We start from the raw sequence: 21,411 nt of genomic DNA on the forward strand, positions 1-21,411 counted from the left end.
ATATAGAATGGGAAAAAAGATATTAACCATAACCTTGTGTTTGCTGTTAGTCGCTTATAGTCAAATGGCAGGAATAGGTTTCGTTTCACCTTTAAAAGTAGAGGCAGCTACTTGTGATTCGACCAATTTTCCGAAGTGTATACAGGATTTAACACAAGTAGGATGGAAAGATGACACAAATAATGGCTTTGTAGTAAGCGGTCTTCCTGGTGATAATGGTATTGATTTATTTACGTATAGCAATGGATCACAATTTCCAGCTGGTTATTATTTTGATGCAGATGAATATTCACCACCAAAATCAATTAGAATTTCAGCTGGAGAAAGCTTTGCAGGCGGGATCTTCGATTTAAAATCAATAAAAATTAATACGACTAATAAACATCGTGAAAACGATGCATTTTCCTTATCAATTCAAGGGTATGATGGAGCAGGAAACCCAAAAGGAAATCCTGTAACTTTTAAGACAGTTGCAAATCATGAGCCTATTTATGATATTCCTATTAATATAGAAGGAATCAACTCATTTGTCATTACTGCGAGCGTAAATTTTATACCTACTGTACAGGCGGGACTATGGGATTTAACGTTTACCCAATTTACGATTGATATCCCAAATAATAATCCGCCAACAATTTCAAATGGTACTATTACTACCTCAAATATTACTACCTCAGGCGTACAGTTGGACTGGGCTAAAGCATCTGATGATATATCAGCTCAAGAGGATTTAGAATATCAAGTCTATCAATCTAGTAGTAACAATATTGATACGGTTAGTACCATTGAATTGAATGGGACACCATTAGATGGCTATACCAAAGATAGTAACTCCTTTAATGTTACAGGCCTTGCTGCCAATACAACCTATTATTTTAATGTCATTGTCAAAGATACCGATGGCAATAAGAGTGCATATATGATGCAGGAGGTAACAACCCTTGCCTTAAATAAACCACCGACATCCAGTAATGGAACTATAAATGTAAACGAGGGTCAAGTATATACATTTAATAGTACTTCCTTTTCTTTTTCTGATGAAGATGCAGGAGATACTTTGCAACAGATTCAAATCTCTACTATCCCAAATAGCGGTCAGCTCTTTCTTGATAACAACAATAACCAGCAATTTGATGGTGGGGAAGCGATTACAAATGGTATGACAATTAGTAAGGCTAATTTAGATGCAGGTAATTTAAAATATATTACGGAAAATGGCTCTTCTTCATCTTTTACATTTAAGGTAAGCGATGGTAATGATTTTAGTAGTGTCTATACGATGAATCTAATCGTCAATGCACGTCCAGCAGTGACCATTACAACAAATAAACCTAGTCCAACAAATAACTTCCCAATTTTTATAGCTATTGTTTTCAGTTGGTCAGTGACAGGCTTTACGATTGGAGATATAGAAGTTACAAATGGAAACGTGACAGCACTGTCTGGAATTGGTAACACATATACAGCCCTAATATCACCTGTTGCAGATGGAGCTGTGAAAATCAAAATTCCTGAAAAGGTTGTTGCAACTAGTGAAGGTGCATTAAATAAAGCATCAAATGAATTACAAATATTCTATGATAGTACACCACCTACTGATATTGAGCTCAATAATACTACTGTACAAGAAAAGAAACCCATTGGTACAACTGTTGGAACATTGGCGGCAGTGGATACAGGAAGCTCACAAACATTCAAGTATTCATTACAGTCTGGAGATACAAGCCTCTTTACGATTGATGGGAATGTATTAAAGACAAATGCACTGTTTGCATACGATACGAAAAATAGTTATAAGATTACGATAAGAGTAGCTGATGAGGCTGGTAATACGTTTGATAAGGAGTTTACAATCCAGATTACTAAAAATCATGCACCATCAGGTTCTATCCTTGTTAACGGTGGACAAATCTCGACAAGTTCTATAAACGTTACCTTAACTTTGACGGCAACAGATTTAGAAGGAGAAGCGATAGAAATGCGCTTTTCAAATGATGGTATTACTTGGTCCAGTTGGGAGTCAAAAGTATCTACGAAAAGTTGGACTTTGTCCCATGGAGAAGGTAGTAAAACAGTTTATATGCAACTAAGGGATACTGCTGGCAATATATCAAATACATTCTCAGATACAATTGTTCTAGATACAACACCTCCAGTCATAACAGGGGTTACAAATAATGGTGTTTACAACACCAACGTAACCATTAGCTTTAATGAAGGAACGGCAACCTTGAATGAAGCTATTTTCACAAGTGGATCCACTGTGAGTACCTCCGGAAATTATACATTGGTAGTAACGGATAGTGCAGGTAATACGGCAACCATTACATTTGTGATTGATAAAGCTCTGCCAAAAGCTGTAGAGGTGAAGATCAAATCGAATAATCTGGATCCTACAAAGGCTAAGGTAGGAGATACGATTACCTTAACAATGAAAACAGATAAAAATATACAAGCACCTATAATTACCATTTCGGGGAAAGCTGCTATTGTAACAGGAGCATCCACGAACTGGCAGGCAACATATGTTATAGCCAATGATGATTTAGATGGAACAGCATCTTTTACCATTAACTTTAAAGATCTGCTAGGTAATTCAGCAATAGAGGTAACGGACGTAACTGATGGAAGCTATGTCATTGTCGATAGCGTAAAGCCAACTGTAAAAAAGGTGACAATGGCTTCAAACAATGCTAATCCAACAGTTGCTAAGGTAGACGATGTAATCACAATCGACTTTGAGACAAGTGAGGACATTCAATCACCGAATGTATCTATCCTAGGACAAACAGCAAATGTAAATGATAAAGGTGATGGGGATGCTAAAACATGGCAAGCAAGCTATACGCTGAAGCCCGGAGACACAGAGGGACCAATTAGCTTTACAATTGATTATCAAGATTTAGCAGGGAATAACGGCTTACAGGTAACAGAGATTTCATCAGGAACAATTGTGATGTTTGATAAAAAGGCTCCTGAAATAACAACCTATTTCCCAGCGCATCAGGCAACTAATGTACAGCCTGCAGATAATCTTATATTAACATTTGATGAAAAGGTCTTACCTGTAACTAGTAAAAATATTGTCATAAGAAATGCTACAGATAACCAAATTGTCGAAACAATTGCTGTTACACAAGCAAATGTTTCTATCACTAATGAAACTGTGACAGTAAATCCTACGTTGGATTTAGCCCATAACACCACTTACAGCATTCAAATTGACGCAGGTGCATTTACTGATGTAGCAGGTAATGCGTATAAAGGTATTACTAATAATACATCCTGGAATTTTACGACTAGTGCACTGCAAACATATACGGTTACGTATGACAGTAACGGGGCTGATGGGGGGATAGTACCAATAGATTCAAAGCAGTATAAACATCAGGACCCTATCACAATACTGGGTAATACAGGTAATTTAATAAAAGCAGGCTATACATTTGTCGGATGGAATACGAAGGCTGATGGAAAAGGTGTTACTTATAAAATGGGGCAAACGATTCAAATGGGCAAAGGGAATTTGATCTTGTATGCTTTGTGGTCTAAAAACAATGTACCAGGAGATGGAGGATCATCAACGCCGAGTCCTACACCAACACCTGATCCTGCTGCACCAAGTAATCAGCTAAAGATAAATGTTGTAGATCAAAATATGCCAGATGATGTGGTCCTCCAAACCGTGTTAACACGTGTATTTAGTAACGGTAGCTTTCAAGATACAGTAAACTTTACGGTTGCAAATGCAAACGAGTTTCTTCGGATATTAGGAAATAAGGAAGATAAAAGATCTCGACTTGTGATCCCTAATATAGAACCACCAGCAAGTGCAACAAAGGTGATACTTGATAGAGGGGCTGCGAAACGATTAATAGAGGGCAAATCACATTTTAGTATAGCTATGGGAATGGTCGAAATAGATGTTCCTTTTGCTTCAATGAATGATTTTAATGAAGATATTTTCTTCCGAATTGTGCCGATTAAGGATGCATTGCAGCAAAAAGCTATCGAGGATCGGGCTAAAAAAGCTGAAATAGTTTTACAACTGGGTGATGGCGCTAATGTAAAACTCGTTGGTCAGCCAGTATCTATCGACACAAATCTCCAAAATCGCCAAGTAACATTGCTACTACCATTACCAGGGAATCTCACATCAGCTCAACGAGAAAATATGATGGTCTATGTAGAGCATAGTAATGGAACAGCTGAAATAATACATGGGCGTTTTGCAGAATTTACGAGAGGACAAACAAGTATAGCCTTTGATGTAGAGCACTTTTCTACATTTTCTCTACTTTATGTAGAACAAGAGCAGGAAGAAGGGCAACCAGAGAAAGAACCAATAGAGGTAGACAGCACATTTGCTTCCTATATTCATGGCTATACAGATGGCACTTTCCGTCCAAATGCAAATGTCACTCGTGCCCAAATGGCAGCGATGTTGGCAAGAAACCTAAGTGACAATCATGTACCAGAAGCCTCTAATCTATTTTATGCGGATACAGCTACTTCATGGGCAAAAAATGATATTGAATATATTCGTACAGAAGGAATTATGCAAGGACGTCATGATCGATCATTCGGACCGAATGATATGATTACTAGAGCCCAAATGGCGGTTATTGCTATGAGATGGATTGATAAGCAATGTGTAGAAGGGTCTACAGATACCTCGTATTGCGAAATAACGACAAGTGGAGAAACATATAGTGATGTGACGTTCACACATTGGGCAGCAAAAGAAATCAATCGCCTAAGTGCGATAGGTATAATGGTTGGCTCAGGCAATGGTGAATTTAGACCTGAAGAAAAACTAACACGTGCACAGGCAGTAAAGGTACTGAATCGAATCTTTAATCGTCCAATACCAACTGAGGACACAGAACAAATCTTCAAGGATATACCAAAAGAGCATTGGGCTTACTTTGAGATTCAAGCCGCTGCAAAAAAAGATCAATAGAATAAGCACGCTAGGTGGATAATGCCTAGCGTGCTTTTAATTCGATATAGTAGTTTGAATAAATTCGATTGCCATCAATGATATATATAGCTGGCTTTCTCTCCCCGAACTTATGGATTCGAAACAATGCATGCTTCAAAGACGCTCCTCTGTTTGAGGATCGAAGATATGGAGCTTTTCTTCCTTCATGACTAGGAAAACCTTGTCAGATGGATGCAAATTGTTATCAGCCTGTACTCGAGCTATGAAACTTTGATTTGCCAACGAACAATAGAGATAAGTTTCTGCTCCTAGTAATTCTGCGACATCAATCGTTGCAGTGAAAGTGTAAGGGGAAATAATATCAGTCATTTGTAAATCCTCAGGTCGTATACCCATAATAATCTCTTTCCCTAAATAATTTTTTTCCTTTAACAACGGGAAGTACATGGAGGGAATAGGGAAGCTTTGCTCGCCTAAAAGGATTTCGGTATCTGTTAGACGACAATGGAAGAGGTTCATGGATGGTGAACCAATAAAGCCTGCCACAAACATGTTATGTGGTGTATTATATACTTCTTTAGGTGTCCCAATTTGTTGGATAAGCCCATCCTTCATCACTACTAGACGGGTAGCCATCGTCATAGCCTCTGTTTGGTCATGTGTGACATAGATCGTTGTCGTTTGAATTCGATGATGGAGCTTCTGAATTTCTGCTCGCATTTGCACACGTAATTTGGCATCCAAATTCGAAAGAGGCTCATCCATTAAAAATACCTTAGCATCTCTGACAATAGCCCTGCCAAGTGCTACACGCTGACGTTGTCCACCTGATAAAGCTTTTGGCTTTCTTTTTAAATAATCCTCTAACCCTAAAATCTTAGCAGCTTCTTTTACACGACGATCTATTTCCTTTCTATCGACCCTTCGTAGCTTTAAGCTAAATGCCATATTATCATAGACTGTCATATGTGGATATAAAGCATAGCTTTGGAATACCATTGCGATGCTACGATCTTTTGATTCCACATCATTCATGAAAACATCGTCAATGTATAGTTCTCCCTTTGATATATCCTCTAAGCCAGCAATCATACGTAAGGTTGTTGTCTTACCACAGCCAGAAGGACCTACAAACACAATGAATTCCTTATCATGAATATGCAGATTAAAATCAGTTACGGCTTGGATATTTTTATCGTAAATCTTATAGATATGCTCTAACCGTAATTCCGCCATACATACTACACCCCTTTATAAGTCATATTTTCATTGTAAATGACTTTAGAGTAGAGTGTATATGGAAAGCGTGCACAGTGTTGTGACCATAAATTGTGCAGTTGGTCTTAAAGTGATTCTAAGAAAATAATGGCGAGATAAACTTCTAGTCGATGGGAAAATTGCCGAATATCCTTTTGCGTCATTTGTTGAAATTTATCTATGCGATTTTGTAAGGTATTGCGGTGCATATACATTTTTTTAGAGGCTAACGTAATGTTTCCCTCGTATTCAATCAATTTCTTGATTGTATGGAGTAACGCTGGCTGAGAGGTGGCACTTTTTAGAATAGAGGAGATAAAAATCTCTTTCTCTTGATAGGCTAGATGCTGCGTTAGATATGGCACTAAAAGCTCTTGCTGTGTGAGTACATGCTTTGATGTATAAGTCCAAATGGATGGTAGGAGGTGAACAAACCAGTTAAATCGTTCCTTGGTCATGGTATGGTCGTTTATAACATCAGAAACAAAAATCTTAAAGTATACCTCTAAGTCCGCCATGATGGGATCAAGATAATGAGTAAAATCTAATAATTCATCACTATCGATACATTCGATTATGACAAATAATTGTGGATGAAGTGATAGCAGTATAATATCCTTCCCAAGTAAAGCCTCGAAGACTGAACGCAATAGGGTAGGCGCTGTAAAGTCTTTGTCAAATTGAAGAAATAACAAACGATGCATAGGAAGGACAGCTGGGGCAATGTCTTTTTTCCCTGTTAGATAATCAAGCCAAACGATATTGTAGTCATCAAATAAGACAGTGGGTCCTGAGAATATCCGCAATAGCTCATACTCACTTTGTGTCATTGTGTGTATTGGAATTTCGTAAAGCTGATTTTCAAAATTAAATACATAATTTCCATCAGTTCTACCTGAGAAGGGGCTTAATAATGGGAAACGTTGCTGTAATTTTTGAAGATCCATGCATGCCACTCCTTATTTAAATAGAATGTAATAAGGTCAATTTACTAATTATATGATGAAATGCTTATAGTATTAATATAAAAAAACACGGACATGAGCATGTATGATAATCATACCTAGCTAATGTCCGTGCTATTTATTTAGGCATCCTTTTTAAATAACTTACCTGGCCAAAAAGCATATTTACCTAGTACTGTTGTGATAGCTGGTACGAGTAATGGTCGTACAATAAATGTATCGAGCAATACACCAATGGCTGTCACAACACCAAATTGAACAAGCACTTGAATCGGTAATGTTGCGAGCACCGCAAATGTACCTGCTAGGATGAGTCCAGCAGATGTAATAACGCTTCCTGTTCGGACAACACCTTCTTCTACAGCTGTTAAATGGTCAGTGGTTTTACGCTTTTTCCAAATTTCTGAGATCATAAAGATATTATAATCCTCTCCGAGAGCTACCAAGAACACAAAGGCATACAATGGAATAGCTCCAGAAATTGCCTCGGCCCCCATGATATGATGTAAGATTAACCATCCAGCGCCTAATGCCCCAAAGTAAGAAATAATCACAGTCGCTAATAGATAAACGGTTGCTGTAATAGAGCGTAAATAGACAAATAATAATAATGCGATTAAGGCAATCATGGTTGGCATGATTACTGTTTCATCACGCTTAGTTATTTGCTGTGTATCGTATTGACTAGCTGTTTCCCCGCCAAGCCAAACATGTTTCTCAGCTTGATTAAGACCTTGTGCCTCTAGCATTTTTATAACCACTGTTTGTAGTTCAGGAATATGAGCTAATGACTCCTGTGCATAAGGGTTGGCATGGAGAGTGAGCTCATACAAGTGTATATTCTTATTTTTTTCGCCAATTTGTACATCTGCCACACTATCAATATAAGAGATAGCTTCAAGTTGTTGCTGTAAATTAATATCACTACCTTCTGTATCAATGACTAATTGAACAGGTGCTAGCTCTCCAGGCGAAAAATTCTCTTCTATTAATGTAAATCCTTCTCTAGACGGCATATCTTTTGGGAAGGATGAAAGCAAATCAAAGGTATATTGAATACGTGGAACAAATGCTGCTAATCCTCCAAGTAAGATAACAGTGACAGCAATAACGACCCAAGGTTTATGGGTAACAAAATGACCAATTTTATGACTGACCTTATGTGAAGGCTTATGCTGTTTCTTGCCCTTTTTGTTTGCCATTTCCTCTGTGCGTGGAGTGAAGGGGAAGAATGCTACTCGCCCAATGAGGACAAGAATTGCGGGTAGGACAACAAGTGCTGCGATTCCCATGACAAGCACGCCAAAGCTAAATGGCACGGCAAAGCGTTGAAATGCGCCATAATGGGCAAGACTAAGGGTAGCTAACCCTATGACCACTGTTAGGGCACTCATTAAAATAGCACCACCCGATTCTTTAACAGCTAGCTTCATAGCGACCGTCTTATCCTCAACATCAAAAAGTATTTCTCTATATTTTGAAATTAAAAATAAACAATAGTCTGTACCTGCACCAAAAAGTAAAACCGTCATAATGGAAACTGCCTGTGAATCTTTTTCTATCCATCCCTGTTCAGCAAAAAAACCAAGTGTCGGGCTAATCACACCATAGGCAAGCCCTACAACAATTAACGGAATAATAGCTAGCAATGGAGAACGATAAATAATAATAAGTAATACTAAGACGAGTAATACAGTTGCGATCAATAGCTTCACATCTGCTTGTGAAAATAAACTGACAGCATCAGTGGCAATCCCCACTGGTCCAGAATAGCGCACATGGAGTGCATCGCTAGATAATTTTTCATCTAATTGTACTTGATAGCCTTCCATTATTTTTGTCAGCTTATCTAAACTATCCTGTAGCATATCTGTTGCGACACCTTTTTCAAAAAACACAGGCGTTACAATTGTTGTGCCATTTTCGGAAGCGGAAGCCATTAAAGCCTGAGGTGGCATTTGATCAAATGATGGAACCATTGTTTGATGGGCTAAGGGCTTTGCTTGCAGCTCGCTGTATACACCTTGTATAGCCGAAAAATCATCAGGTGATAAGCCATTTTCACGATGCCAAACCAACAATAGAGGTGTTCCGGCATCATTAGGAAATTGCTCTGCAATAATGGACGCAGCTTGCTCAGACATTTCTGTATCAGGTAGGTTTTTGCCTGACTCACTTTCTATACTGTTGATTTGTGGCCAAGCAAATGACAATACAACTACTAATAACACCCAAAAAGCTAGTGCTAATAATCGTCCCTTTTTACTTGCAACCATTGAGCCCCATTGCTCAAGTGGATGTTTATTCATAAAAGACCCCCATTTCGTGTAAGTGATTTAATTATATATACTAGAAGGTTAATTAATCAATCCATAAATATTAATATGTTATAATATGTATAAAAAGAATGCTTAATTAAGGAGGCGAACTTTTTGAAACAATCACCGCGTGTTCTCGGGAGACCTCGCCATGATGAAAATGCGAAACCTACAAAAGATATTGTCCTTGAAACCGCCACAAGACTTTTTATTAAAGAGGGCTACAAAAATATTTCAATGGATGATGTAGCAAAAGCTTGTAACGTAACAAAGGCGACTATCTATTACTACTACCCAACTAAAGGGGATTTATATACTTCTGCTTTAATCGCTATGATGGATCGTATCAAGCTATCTATTCTACAAATTTTAGAGCAGCCTAAACCATTTAAAGAACGACTCGAACAGCTCGTTGAAGTTCATTTATCAGCCACTATCGATATTGATATGAAGAATTTTATGAAAGAGGCTACCATCAATTTATCGGAATCGCAGCTGAGACAAGTTCAAGCATCCGAAAATGGTATGTATCAAACAATAGAGCAGGCTATGCAAAAAGAGATGGAAAAGGGCACAATTCGAAAAGGAAATGCAAAGTTTTTCGCTCATAACTTTATGGCATTGATGACTGTAGGGTATTTTAAAGATGGCGATGGTAAAACCTTACTAGGCTCAGTAGATGTGACGGCAAAGGAAGTAACAAATTTCTTTTGGCTTTCAGTTGAAAAACGTTAATACAAAATATGTTGTAAAAGGAGTTATCTCATTATTTGGGATACTTCTTTTTTTAAGTGATGTAAGTCACAGACAATCAGAGCGATTCTTCATTATAGTGGGGGTGTGGCCAAGAAAGTAGAGGAACATCGTAAATCAAAAAGAAACTATAGTAGCCTAAAGCTAGGGACAACAGTGTAATGGAGGAATGACAATGACAATTATACCAATTCAAGCAATGTTAGAAGAAAAGACAAAACATATTGGTAAATTAGGGAGTATCGCTGGTGCAGATATTTTGAACATTCAATTGCGTGCAGGTGAAAGAATTCCTGAGCATCATGCGGACAATGAAGTGCTAATTATTGTTCAATTTGGTGAAGTTCGCTTTCTTGTAGAAGGTGTGGAGGAAATTTTAACACAAGATACAATTTTAACTTTAAAACCATCTGAAAAGCATAGCTTAGAAGCAATTACAGACGCTCGTGTTATTGTAATTAAATTAAAATAAAGAATAATCTTGAGCTTTGGGAAAGCCCCGTTAGACAATAGTACACATTTCTATTGACACTAAAAAAATCTAGCTTTCTTATTGAATACTACAAGAGAAACCTTAAGTCGTCGTTTATCTCTATTCCAAAAAGAAGGGTAAATAGAGATGATAGGAAAAAGAATTATCTATTAAAAATTATGATGCGCTGGAAAATTTATTATAGCAAGACAGTTAATAGTTGATAAAATCAATGAATTTTGAAAAGATTGTCGAAATTGTGATATAGCTCATTGAAATAATGTACAAACAGTCTTATAATGAAGGTTGTAATGTCACCAAGACAAGATAAGGATGGTATTATGATGCGCTTTTTGCGATTTAAAGTAAACATTGTAATAACAAGTCATACGAATCGCTATCCAGCCCTTGTGACTGGTGATTGTGTAAGATATACGCTGTAACGACTGTTAAGTTTTACCTTAATGGTCTTTTTTACATGTAAGCAATAAAAAATAGTACTAGTGATGGCAAAGGAGAGTTCAAAATGTCAGAAACGAATAACCAAACACAGGCTGAACAAGTAACTGTGAGTAAAGAGCAATTAGATGTACTAGATCAATTATTAAAGCCTGAAGTTCAAGAATCACTTACAACTTTAGTTGAGCAATTACCGAAGTTAACTGAAATGATGACATTATTAACGAAATCATATGAGTTTGCTCAAGCTGTTGCAACAGACGAAGTGCTTAAAAACGATACTGTTGGAGCAGTAACAGAAATCGCTGGTCCTGTAGTTGGCTCTGCGAAAAACCTTGCAGCAACTGCAATTGAAGCGAAAGACCGTGCATCTGAAAGCCATGAAGTAATTGGTTTATTCGGTCTTGTGAAAATGTTAAAAGACCCTCAAGTTCAAAATGTTTTCCGTTTTGTTAATGCTTTCTTACAAGTTAACGCAGAACGCAAAGCTAAATAAGACTCAAGGTAAATTCAATTCGTTAGGACGGAGGATTAATTAATCATGTCAAAAGAAATCGTCATCTTAGGTGCAGGTTACGCTGGCGTTTTAACTGCATTAACAGCACGTAAGTATCTATCAGCTGATGAAGCTAAAATTACTGTAGTAAACCAATTCCCAACACACCAAATTATCACTGAGCTTCACCGTTTAGCAGGTGGTACAATTGCAGAAGGTGCTGTTGCATTACCACTAAAAAAAATCTTTAAAGGTTTAGATATCGACCTACACATTGCGAAAGTATCAAAATTCAATGTAGATACTAAAAAAGTTGATCTAGATAATGGTTATACATTAACTTACGATACACTTGTAGTATCTTTAGGAAGCCAAACTGGATTCTTTGGTATCCCAGGATTAGAAGAAAACTCTATGGTTCTTAAATCAGTAAATGATGCTAATAAAATTAACAAACATATTGAAGACCGCATTAAAGCATATGCACAATCTAAAGATGAAGCAGATGCAACAATCGTTATTGGTGGTGGCGGTTTAACAGGTGTTGAGCTTGTTGGTGAAATTGTGGACAACTTCCCGAAAATCGCTGCAAAACACGGTGTTAATTTTGCTGATCTTAAAATTAAACTTGTTGAAGCTGGTCCGAAAATCTTGCCAGTTCTTCCAGATACACTTATCCAGCGCGCTACTGAAAGCTTAACAAAACGTGGTGTAGAATTTATTACAGGTACACCAGTAACAGGTGTTGACGGCAACGTTATTTCTTTAAAAGACCGTGAACCAATTGTTGCAAATACACTTGTTTGGACAGGTGGGGTAGCTCCACTTCCAATCGTAGGCGAGTCAGGTCTAGCTGCTGATCGTGGTAAAGCAACGATTAATGAATTCTTACAATCTACATCTCACGAAGATGTCTTTGTTATTGGTGATGCATCTGTTGCACTACCAGCTGATGGAGGTCGTCCACTATACGCTCCAACAGCACAAGTTGCATGGCAAATGGGTGAATGTGCTGGTTATAATGTATTTGCACAATACAAAAACCAAGACATGAAACCATTCTCAGCTGTAAACTCTGGTACACTTGCAAGCTTAGGTCGTAAAGATGCTGTTGCTACAATTGGTGCGAGCAACACAGAGCTTAAAGGCCTTCCTGCAACATTAATGAAAGAAGCTTCTAATATTCGTTACTTGACACATATTAAAGCTTTATTTGGTTTAGCCTATTAAAAACAAAACACTCACTACTATCATGCTATGTCGTTGTTAGTAGTGAGTGTTTGTTTTTTTCTAAAGATGTATATTAATTACTTTAAATCCAGTAAAATAAATACATATTCAATATTCTATTTTCTGAGGTGATGGCTGTGTTAACAATGTTTCAATCAAAAAAAGTGGATATAGCGCAATTTAAGGCTAAAATTGATGAACTGAATGCAAAGCTGGATAAGAAAGATCATGAATTTCAAATTTTTTTAAACGAGTTACATAAGGAAATCATTGAAACTATTGAACAACATAACAAGGTAAATGACCAGCATACTATTTTAGGAGAAATGGTCGCAGATATTGTAGGAGAGTTTAATAAAGTTGAGCATAGCACAATTCAATCCAATAAAATTTCTGAAAATGCCCTAGATAAAGGGAACTTATTAATCTCTTCCTCGGATCAAATGATGACATTATCGGTTGAAAGCAAGCAGGCTGTTCAGGAAGTCGAGCATTTGATTGATGCGTTAGGAGAGCAGTCTCAAAAAACGTCTTTAAGCATGAGTAATTTAAGTGAGCGCTCAAAGCAAATAGCGGAAATTGTAAATGTTATTGGGGAAATTTCAAATCAAACAAATTTACTAGCTTTGAATGCATCTATTGAGGCAGCAAGAGCAGGGGAGCATGGTAAAGGCTTTTCGGTTGTTGCTGAGGAAGTTCGCAAATTAGCTGAAAATACGAAAACAAGCACAGAAGATATTGCAAATTTAACAAAGAAAATAGAAGAACAAATTGGACTTGCTTACGAGGATAATAAAAATAATATGCAGCTAGTAACGGAAGGCATTGATAAAAGTGCTAAAACATCTGTGAAAATGGATCAATTGCTGCACATTATGACAAATGTGCAAACGGGAATAAATGAGCTATTAGCTTCAATTAAAGATCAGAAGCTATCAAACGAAGATGTTATGCATAAATTTAATAGGACGACAGCCTTATTTGAGGAAACAAATCGCGTTCTAACAAGCCATATTGATGAATCAGAAATTGTAACGAAAAAATTATTAGAGGCAGTTGATCAAGTAAAGCATTTCCCAACTGATAGATAGATAATCTAACTTCATTCTATGGAAATTTAAAAAGAAAGAACCCTGCATAGCAGCAACTTTTCAACTTCTTAGTGACTACTACAGGGTTCATTTAATTATTACAAAAAGTCAACTTCAGTCATTTCATTCATCAATTTTCCATCTCTCATACCGCATCTTTCCATGATTTGAACACCTTGAGCGGTCCTCCACTGTGCTAACGCTGACTCGATATAGGCAGCATCAGTCCTATACAAAGATATACTCCACATAACAACATTTTCTATTTGTCATCCCAGATTAATAGGTAACAAATAGGAGGATGAGAAAATCAGTTATAGAATAAAGCTCCTTTTTACTTAAAATAAACTTTTAATCAATGTATCAATCATAACAGGCATCTCTTTAAACGCACTATCCACATGCAATCGTTCTGTTTTTTGGTGGGCATCCTTCCCAAATGGACCGACATTTAAGACAGGACCTTGTAATGCCGTCATTTCTTTGAATGGAATATGATACGTATCGCCCCATACTGGTGTGTTTCGTTCAAATGCTAGCCACTCATTGGATGCATCTGAATAGTTGACATAGCTTAAATCACAAATTCCGTTAAAGTAATGGATCTGCTCCACCTCAATATCAAAGGTTTGAGCTGTTTGCTTCATTAATTCAATCGACTGTTTCACTAATGGATGATTGGATGAATTAATGGCTGGATAGTAAGGTGGTGCATATAACAGGACGGTAGCAGGCGCTAATTCCTGACAGCGAATCATGAGCTGATCCACAATACGAATGGATTTTTCACGATCATCCCATGCACGATGCTGCTGCACCTGCTGCTTAATCGCTTGAACTTCTTCAGCCCCTAGCTTATGGATGGCATGCTCCAATAAGGCCTCGTAACGTAAAACCTTTACCTTGCCCACCCCCTGCACATTTTCTCGTGTACAAATGGCCTGATAGTGTGCATTGCAAGCAGCCATAGCCTGTAACGCAACTTCCTCAAAAATAGCCATCACCTCTGCCGCTGTCCGTTTTAATAAAAAGACATTGTAAAGTGCCGCCGCACGGTATGGTGTTTGTGTAGAATACTCCATTTTTAAATCTTTTAATTGTAGAGAGACAGGTAGTGGTGTGCTTTCACCTAAATCTGTTTCACGGAAAAGGGGGTTCCACTCCATATGCTGTGTCATATAGGAGGCGATAAAGGTAGCCGTCATTCCTTTTAATGGCTCACCAACATGTGTCTCTTTTCCATAGAACAGCGCAGCAGGCATGATTTTACCAATTGTACCTGAATAAATATATTCATTCGTATCTGACGGCCCTTGTGAAAATGATGGCTCACTATTTAAAAATAATTTATAGGATAAACCATACTGCTCACGCAGTCTCACCAGTTCCACAACAGCCGCTCTCATACCAGCAGAGTTGACTTCCTCATCAGGAACCGTCGTTAAAATCAAATTAATCGGCCATTGCTCAAAGCTTGCCTTTTCGATCAGCTGCATGTGTAAGGCAAGGCCCATTTTCATATCCATTGTGCCGCGTCCAAATAAGTAATTCCCTGACTCCAGGTCAATGCGAGCTGCCTCTGGTAAGTCTTTTAGGTATTTAGGTTCTAGGAGCTTTTTCGTTAGTTCTTCTGGAGAAAAGGCTAACGGCTCTAGTTCACCATATTCCTCCGTATGCACCGTATCAAAGTGACTGATTAACACAACGGTTTCTGTTGCCGTTGGATGCTTATAGAAGGCTGTCACCGCATTTCTGCCAAGTCCTGCATCATGTAATTCAATCAACTCCGGGTGTTTTTCAAAATATGGAAGCGTTAACAATTTATCTTTTAACTGATAGGCAAATTTATTTTCGCCCTCCGTTAATGTTCGGCTTTCCCAGCTCACAAGTTCACATAATAGGGCACGTAGTTTTTCAGGTGTATCCCACATAAAAGCATTCATGATTTTTTCTCCTTTTATAGTAATATGTTTTATTTTCATGATGATATAAATAGATAATTAGAAGAGAAATACATATTTTTACTGTCATTTATTTTTCACTATACGAAATTAAATCTATATAGTGGAATATAAATTCATCGTAAATGGAAAACAGCAAATTGTCAATTTTAATTTTTGTGAATACTCGTAATTTTCCGCACTAATTGAGTGGAACTATGTATATATTTCATGTAGCATCTATTTATATGCATAAAAATTAGTTAAAATAAAATGAAACTACATTCAAAAGCAGGGCTACATGTAAAAAATTGAAGGTACATAAAAATTTGATAATTTGCATGAATTTTAATTTCATAATGATCCCAGTTAAAGCTAACTGGATCTATATAAACCTTAAGATAGTGATCATATGGGGAAATGAAAGGGAGTAATTGTAATGATTCAATCAATCGAAAGAGCTATGTTAGTTATAAATATACTGGCGAAGCATCCGAAGCGTTTTTTTACTGTGCAAGAAATTTTTAATGAAACAGACTTGCCTACTAGCACAATATACAGATTATTATATACATTAGAAAGTTTTGATTTAGTAGAGAGAAATGAGAATAAAAAAGAATTTCGATTAGGGTATACATGGTTGCAACTGGGTATGAAAATGTATCATGAGACGGATATTAGAGAAAAAGCGCATCCTCTATTAGAAAACCTTGCATATAATGTTCGCGAAACAATCTATTTAAGTATTGCTAAACAGTTTGCATCCATTATTATTGATCGAATTGATAGTCCTAAAAATGTCCGTATTATTGATATGATTGGTGAAAAAATCCCATATCCTATAGGGGCTCCAAATAAAGTATTGCTTGCGTTTTCTAAAAGCGATGTACAGCAACAATTTTTCCAACAACTTGAGGAGCCTGAAAAAGAAAAATTGATAGAGAGCCTCAATGATGTAAGAGAAAAAGGCTTTGCCATAAGCGTTGGAGAAAAAACAAAGGGGACAGTATCCATAGCAGCACCTATATTTGATTCAAATAAACAAACAATTGCAGCCATTAGTGCAGAGTGCTTTGAATATGATACAGATGCTGAAAAATTAGAAAGTATAACACAGGAAGTCATTAAAACTGCACAGCAGCTATCCTATGAATTAGGGTATATATAAGATTGCTTATTTCGATAAAAAACCATCTAGTGTAAGTAATTAGTAGACATTAGATGGTTTTTATATGAAAAGTGAGATTATTGTTGCTTGCTACTTATCAACCTTTTATAATAGTGGCTTTTCGAAGGTTTTATATTTAGCCATAGTAGAATGACAGCTACAAATGCCATCATAAAGGATGCACTAATGACAACTGAGCGTATGGTAATCCATTCAGCGAAAATCCCAAAAATAGTAGTAAACATAATAATAAAAAGAGCTCCAAAAAATCCATAAATACTTCCTATACGACCCATGCTCTCAGAGGGAATATTATTTTGATAAAATGTATAAAATCCTGTATTCGCAAAGGCAGTTGCAAAGGATAATACAAAGCAACCTATAGCAGCTATAAGAAAGGAAAAGGATGAGGTAAATATTAAATAGCCCAATGCTGTTACGAGAGACCCCATACCTATTAACCAAGAAGTTGGTATTTTTTCGACAGTAACAGAGTTAGTTAGCGAGCCAATTAAAACACCTACCCCCGCGATACTGACTAAAATACCATATTCCCCTTCAGATAAAGCTAATATTTGTGTTGCAAAGGCAGCCTCCAAAGAATCAGTAGCTGTCATCAAGATGATGATAGCACTAAACAATAAATAGACTACCATCACGTAGGAATTTTTTAAGCTAAAGCGTATGACCATTTGCCAATCCTGAAGCAATACGCGATAAAGGGATGTTCTTTCTGTATGTCCAACAAATTTTTCAAAGGCTTCAATATTCGGCATTTTGAACGTTATACAGGCTGATAGAAATAACGCAATCGCATTTAAATATATAGCCATATGAGGTGTTCCAACTGTGAACAAGAAACCTGCGATTGCTGGCCCAGTTAGAAATGCACCAGAGTCGAGCAAGCTGCGTAATGAATTAAAGCGTTTCCTTTGTTCGATAGGAATTAACTTAGTGATATAAGTCATAGATGTCGGCTGATACATAGAGCTAGCTACTGTAATGATAAAGACAAAGACATACATCCACACTAGGCTTGAAAAGCAGGGGAGTATGACAATGAGTATAGATTGAATCATATTTAGAATAATCATTAGCTTTTTCTTATTAAAACGATCGATTAGGCTTCCTGACCAAAAATTAGTGAACAAGGAAGAAATCGCTCTTACAATATACAATCCAGAGACAGCCAAAGCAGATTCTGTGAGGTTTAACACAATTAAATTTAAGGCGATAAAATAAATCCATTCGCCAACACTGGAAACACCAATACTACATAATAGGATGGCAGGATAGCGCCAGCTTTCTAAAGCTTTTCTCATATAAATTCCTCCTTAAGCAAAGTGACGATTTGCAAAATAAAAAACCCCACCCCCAAGACGATTAGTCTTAGGGACGAGGTTGTAGAATTTATATACTCACGTGGTGCCACCCTAGTTCACTATTATGTCACCATAATAGCCTTTTCAGTACGGCATAGTGCCTATGCTTATACTGTAACTCTATAACGGGAGTTCCCGTCGCACCATCATTCAAACAAAATCCAATGCGCTACTCCGAGGCTTGTTTCAATAATTCGTTCTTACTCGTTTTCAGCAATCCGAGCTCTCTGGGAAGAACAGCCTTATTTACTCTTCTCTTCAATGTATTTTCGCTAGTGTAACATATGTACATGATTTTGGTAAATAGTCCTATAAAAAGATTACTAATTATTTTGTAGAAAGATTTTTAATTGTGTTATCAGCGATTGGCAGTGCTGTATGGATAAATCAACATTCAAGGGAATTTCAAGTGAATGATTAAGGTTCTCCAAAACAGCAAGCTGAAGGGTAGCAAGTTGCGCTAGCTTCTCCTGTGAATAATGAGGGTCCGCTGTACCAATTGCCAAAAATGCATGTTTGTCTAATAGATTTGCCATTGTATGTTGAAGAGAAAGTAATGGGGTGAAAAGTACATAACGAGCAGGGATAGAAGGAGTCTGCTGCATATAATAATCGACAATTGGCATAGTACCTAAAGATTTTCCTAGATAGACGACTTCTCTATAAGGCTTTGATTGCAAGCATTTCTCTACAATAGGATTGGCAACACGATAGACCATTTCTGATATGGCTTGGGAGTCCTGTTCAAAGTGCTGCTGCTCAAATGTATAATTGATTTGGATGACATCATAGCCAAGTTCTAGCAGTAATGCCGTAGAATAATAAAGTATAGGTTTATCATAGGTATAGCCTGTGCCAGAGAGCATAAAACATACCTTATCGCTTTTTCTATCAAAAAAGCTGTAGGATAGACCATTGTACATGGCGTGCTTAGGTTTGATTTTCATGAATATTCCTCCATCATTTCTATATATAGTATATAATTTTACTATAGCAAGGAGGGAGAAATTTATGAAGGCTATTATTATCAATGAATTTGGCACATCTGAGGTTTTAACATCTATTGATTGTCCAAAACCGACTATTTGTGAGGGTGAAGTCTTAATACGGACAACCTATACAAGCGTAAATTTTGCAGATATTAAAAATCGCACAGGTAATAAAGCTAAAGCAAATTTTCCGATGGTTCTTGGTTTGGATGTTGCAGGGGTAATTGAAGAAGTTTTTAATGATAGTAGTGGTTTTCAAAAGGGTGACCAAGTTATCGCATTCCCGAAAAACGGCGCTTATGCAGAATTTGTTGTAGCAAAGGAACAACTAGTCTTTAAAATACCTAGTGGTGTACCAATCGAGAAGGTAGCAGCTGTACCGACTGTTTTATTTTTATCGTATATGTTAACACATCAAATAGCAGCCATTGGTCAGCAGGATGCCGTCCTAATTCATGCTGCTTCTGGTGGGGTAGGTACAATGCTTGTTCAAATGGCAAAAAGGCTGGGAGCTAAACAGATTATAGGTACAGTGAGTAATTTAGAAAAAGCCCCAATCGTTTATCAGCTTGGTGCGGATCATGTACTAACATATGATCAATTTAGTACAAATGTCAATGAACTTACAAAGGGTCAGGGTGTTGATATTGTGTACGATTCCATTGCAGGAGCTATCACCGAGGAGAGTTTAACTTGCTTAGCGCCTTATGGTACGCTTGTCCAATTTGGGAATAGTGGAGGCAGAGCAGGTAATATTAAAACAGCAGATTTACACAATAGTTGCCGCAATATAAAAGGATTTAGCTTAGGTACGACAAGAGCTTTGAAGCCAGAACTGTTACAACAGGTGGCACAGGATATTTTCTCTTTAGTAAAAGAAGACAGTTTTCAGGTGCCGATTGCTAAAATATTTACCTTAGAGGAAATGAAAAAGGCTCACGAATTTATGGAAAGTCGTCAGCATCAAGGAAAAATACTTATTAAAATATAAAAGCACAAAAAAAATGACACTCCAAATATGGGTGTCATCTTTTGTCAATCAACCATCTAATTCAGTAAGTTTTTCATAAATACGTCTTTTACGATACAGCATCATACCCGTTTCGGCTACATCCTGAATCATGCCCTTATTGGCATAGGCTCCAAAAACCATCCCTGCAATAGGGATCATTTGAAACAGCTTTTTCCAGCCTAGCTGATCACGATATGTGTAAAATACTTCCTGCCATCCTTGAAGCTGAGAAATCATGTTATCGGAAGCCTTTTTTGAGCTATTCATAGCAGAAAGCTCCTGTAAGATTGCTTCTTTACCAACAATATCAGCAGAGGTAAATTGTAGACATTTTACAATAAAAATACGTTCCATTTTATCGTTCGGATCATAGCCATGTATAATTGCTATTTCTTGCAAAGTTTTTAGTGCAGTCCCTAAAATCATTGGAATATCAATAGCTAAAGTAAAGATGCCTCCAAAGCCAGTAGAGGCTCCTTGTACAGTAGCAAATTTCACACGTTCATTTTGTAATTTGTCACTGAGGGAGATCATGTCCTCTAAAGGAATCTGACCAATATCAGATATAGTTATAATATGCTGAGTGGAAGAATGGTCACGAATTTTTTGTATCATGGCTTTTTCATTGATTAAATACTTTCCACCGGACTGAATATAATTGCCTAGTTCATCTACCAATAAAGCAATTTTATTTTGGAGAAAGGCAGGTGTCATTTTATCTAATAATTTAAATGGTATTCTCCCTAATTTCTCCCAAAACCATAAATCTTTTTGATCTTTTTCCCACACTTGAATCTCTTGTAAATGCTGCTCTAATAACTCTCGATTCTCCATTATTGTCTTATCCCCTTATGTGTCCATTTAACTTTAAATACGAAAAAAACTATATAAAGTTTCGCTTTATTTAAATGAGATTTCGACAAACTAATGAATC

General features: G+C 37.0%; 17 protein-coding genes and 1 other annotated feature. Of the genes, 9 read left to right on the forward strand and 8 right to left on the reverse strand.

Going from position 1 to position 21,411, the window contains the following annotated elements:
- The first annotated feature begins 7 nt into the window (after positions 1-7).
- On the forward strand, positions 8-4,963 hold the full coding sequence (locus MKZ14_RS01530; protein ID WP_333006347.1) for an S-layer homology domain-containing protein: 4,956 nt from the start codon (positions 8-10) through the stop codon (positions 4,961-4,963).
- A gap of 135 nt (positions 4,964-5,098) precedes the next feature.
- On the opposite strand, the gene ugpC is transcribed toward MKZ14_RS01530, so the two are convergent.
- The 3 genes from ugpC to MKZ14_RS01545 all read right to left on the reverse strand — a co-directional run bounded on the left by ugpC (position 5,099) and on the right by MKZ14_RS01545 (position 9,476).
- Positions 5,099-6,181 carry a sn-glycerol-3-phosphate ABC transporter ATP-binding protein UgpC gene (ugpC, locus tag MKZ14_RS01535; protein ID WP_333006346.1) on the reverse strand — a complete coding sequence of 361 codons (1,083 nt, stop codon included), beginning with the start codon at positions 6,179-6,181 and terminating at the stop codon, positions 5,099-5,101.
- 107 nt (positions 6,182-6,288) lie between these two features.
- Positions 6,289-7,149: a helix-turn-helix domain-containing protein gene (locus tag MKZ14_RS01540; protein WP_333006345.1), complete on the reverse strand. Its 861-nt coding sequence runs from the start codon at positions 7,147-7,149 to the stop codon at positions 6,289-6,291.
- A 140-nt stretch (positions 7,150-7,289) separates the two neighbouring features.
- The gene (locus MKZ14_RS01545; RefSeq protein ID WP_333006344.1) at positions 7,290-9,476 is read right to left on the reverse strand and encodes an MMPL family transporter; all 2,187 of its coding nucleotides are present in this window, start codon (positions 9,474-9,476) and stop codon (positions 7,290-7,292) included.
- Positions 9,477-9,599: 123 nt separating this feature from the next.
- Between MKZ14_RS01545 and MKZ14_RS01550 the strand changes: the two genes are divergently transcribed.
- The 6 genes from MKZ14_RS01550 (at position 9,600) to MKZ14_RS01575 (ending at position 13,986) form a co-directional block, all read left to right on the forward strand.
- A complete protein-coding gene (locus MKZ14_RS01550) occupies positions 9,600-10,220 on the forward strand; it encodes a TetR/AcrR family transcriptional regulator (protein WP_258859030.1) in 621 nt (206 codons plus the stop codon).
- A gap of 193 nt (positions 10,221-10,413) precedes the next feature.
- Positions 10,414-10,710: an AraC family ligand binding domain-containing protein gene (locus MKZ14_RS01555; protein ID WP_016993442.1), complete on the forward strand. Its 297-nt coding sequence runs from the start codon at positions 10,414-10,416 to the stop codon at positions 10,708-10,710.
- A 311-nt stretch (positions 10,711-11,021) separates the two neighbouring features.
- Positions 11,022-11,153, forward strand: coding sequence for a hypothetical protein (locus MKZ14_RS01560; protein WP_255349861.1), 132 nt, complete (start codon positions 11,022-11,024; stop codon positions 11,151-11,153).
- A gap of 83 nt (positions 11,154-11,236) precedes the next feature.
- Positions 11,237-11,665 (forward strand): DUF1641 domain-containing protein, encoded by a 429-nt coding sequence (locus MKZ14_RS01565; RefSeq protein ID WP_016993443.1) that lies wholly within the window; start codon positions 11,237-11,239, stop codon positions 11,663-11,665.
- Between the two features lie 45 nt (positions 11,666-11,710).
- A complete protein-coding gene (locus MKZ14_RS01570; RefSeq protein WP_036075433.1) occupies positions 11,711-12,895 on the forward strand; it encodes an NAD(P)/FAD-dependent oxidoreductase in 1,185 nt (394 codons plus the stop codon).
- A gap of 131 nt (positions 12,896-13,026) precedes the next feature.
- A complete protein-coding gene (locus MKZ14_RS01575) occupies positions 13,027-13,986 on the forward strand; it encodes a methyl-accepting chemotaxis protein (protein WP_244905106.1) in 960 nt (319 codons plus the stop codon).
- A 98-nt stretch (positions 13,987-14,084) separates the two neighbouring features.
- On the opposite strand, the gene MKZ14_RS01580 is transcribed toward MKZ14_RS01575, so the two are convergent.
- Together MKZ14_RS01580 and MKZ14_RS01585 are read right to left on the reverse strand one after the other, a co-directional pair.
- The gene (locus tag MKZ14_RS01580; RefSeq protein ID WP_333006343.1) at positions 14,085-14,222 is read right to left on the reverse strand and encodes a hypothetical protein; all 138 of its coding nucleotides are present in this window, start codon (positions 14,220-14,222) and stop codon (positions 14,085-14,087) included.
- Positions 14,223-14,324: 102 nt separating this feature from the next.
- A complete protein-coding gene (locus tag MKZ14_RS01585) occupies positions 14,325-15,929 on the reverse strand; it encodes a M20/M25/M40 family metallo-hydrolase (RefSeq protein ID WP_339280588.1) in 1,605 nt (534 codons plus the stop codon).
- A gap of 436 nt (positions 15,930-16,365) precedes the next feature.
- Between MKZ14_RS01585 and MKZ14_RS01590 the strand changes: the two genes are divergently transcribed.
- Positions 16,366-17,094, forward strand: coding sequence for an IclR family transcriptional regulator (locus MKZ14_RS01590; protein ID WP_036077981.1), 729 nt, complete (start codon positions 16,366-16,368; stop codon positions 17,092-17,094).
- 77 nt (positions 17,095-17,171) lie between these two features.
- Here MKZ14_RS01590 and MKZ14_RS01595 read toward each other — a convergent pair whose 3' ends face one another.
- Together MKZ14_RS01595 and MKZ14_RS01600 are read right to left on the reverse strand one after the other, a co-directional pair.
- Entirely contained in the window at positions 17,172-18,416 is a 1,245-nt protein-coding gene (locus tag MKZ14_RS01595) for an MFS transporter (RefSeq protein WP_333006869.1), read from the reverse strand.
- A gap of 66 nt (positions 18,417-18,482) precedes the next feature.
- Positions 18,483-18,747 (reverse strand) — a binding site (T-box leader).
- 52 nt (positions 18,748-18,799) lie between these two features.
- On the reverse strand, positions 18,800-19,423 hold the full coding sequence (locus tag MKZ14_RS01600; RefSeq protein ID WP_333006868.1) for a hypothetical protein: 624 nt from the start codon (positions 19,421-19,423) through the stop codon (positions 18,800-18,802).
- Between the two features lie 64 nt (positions 19,424-19,487).
- On the opposite strand from MKZ14_RS01600, the gene MKZ14_RS01605 reads away from it, so the two are divergent.
- Positions 19,488-20,456 carry a zinc-binding dehydrogenase gene (locus MKZ14_RS01605; RefSeq protein WP_036077989.1) on the forward strand — a complete coding sequence of 323 codons (969 nt, stop codon included), beginning with the start codon at positions 19,488-19,490 and terminating at the stop codon, positions 20,454-20,456.
- A 48-nt stretch (positions 20,457-20,504) separates the two neighbouring features.
- Here MKZ14_RS01605 and MKZ14_RS01610 read toward each other — a convergent pair whose 3' ends face one another.
- A complete protein-coding gene (locus MKZ14_RS01610; protein WP_333006867.1) occupies positions 20,505-21,311 on the reverse strand; it encodes an EcsC family protein in 807 nt (268 codons plus the stop codon).
- Positions 21,312-21,411: the final 100 nt, after the last annotated feature.

The organism is Lysinibacillus sp. FSL P2-0066, assembly GCF_037969495.1.
Lineage (GTDB): Bacteria > Bacillota > Bacilli > Bacillales_A > Planococcaceae > Lysinibacillus > Lysinibacillus boronitolerans.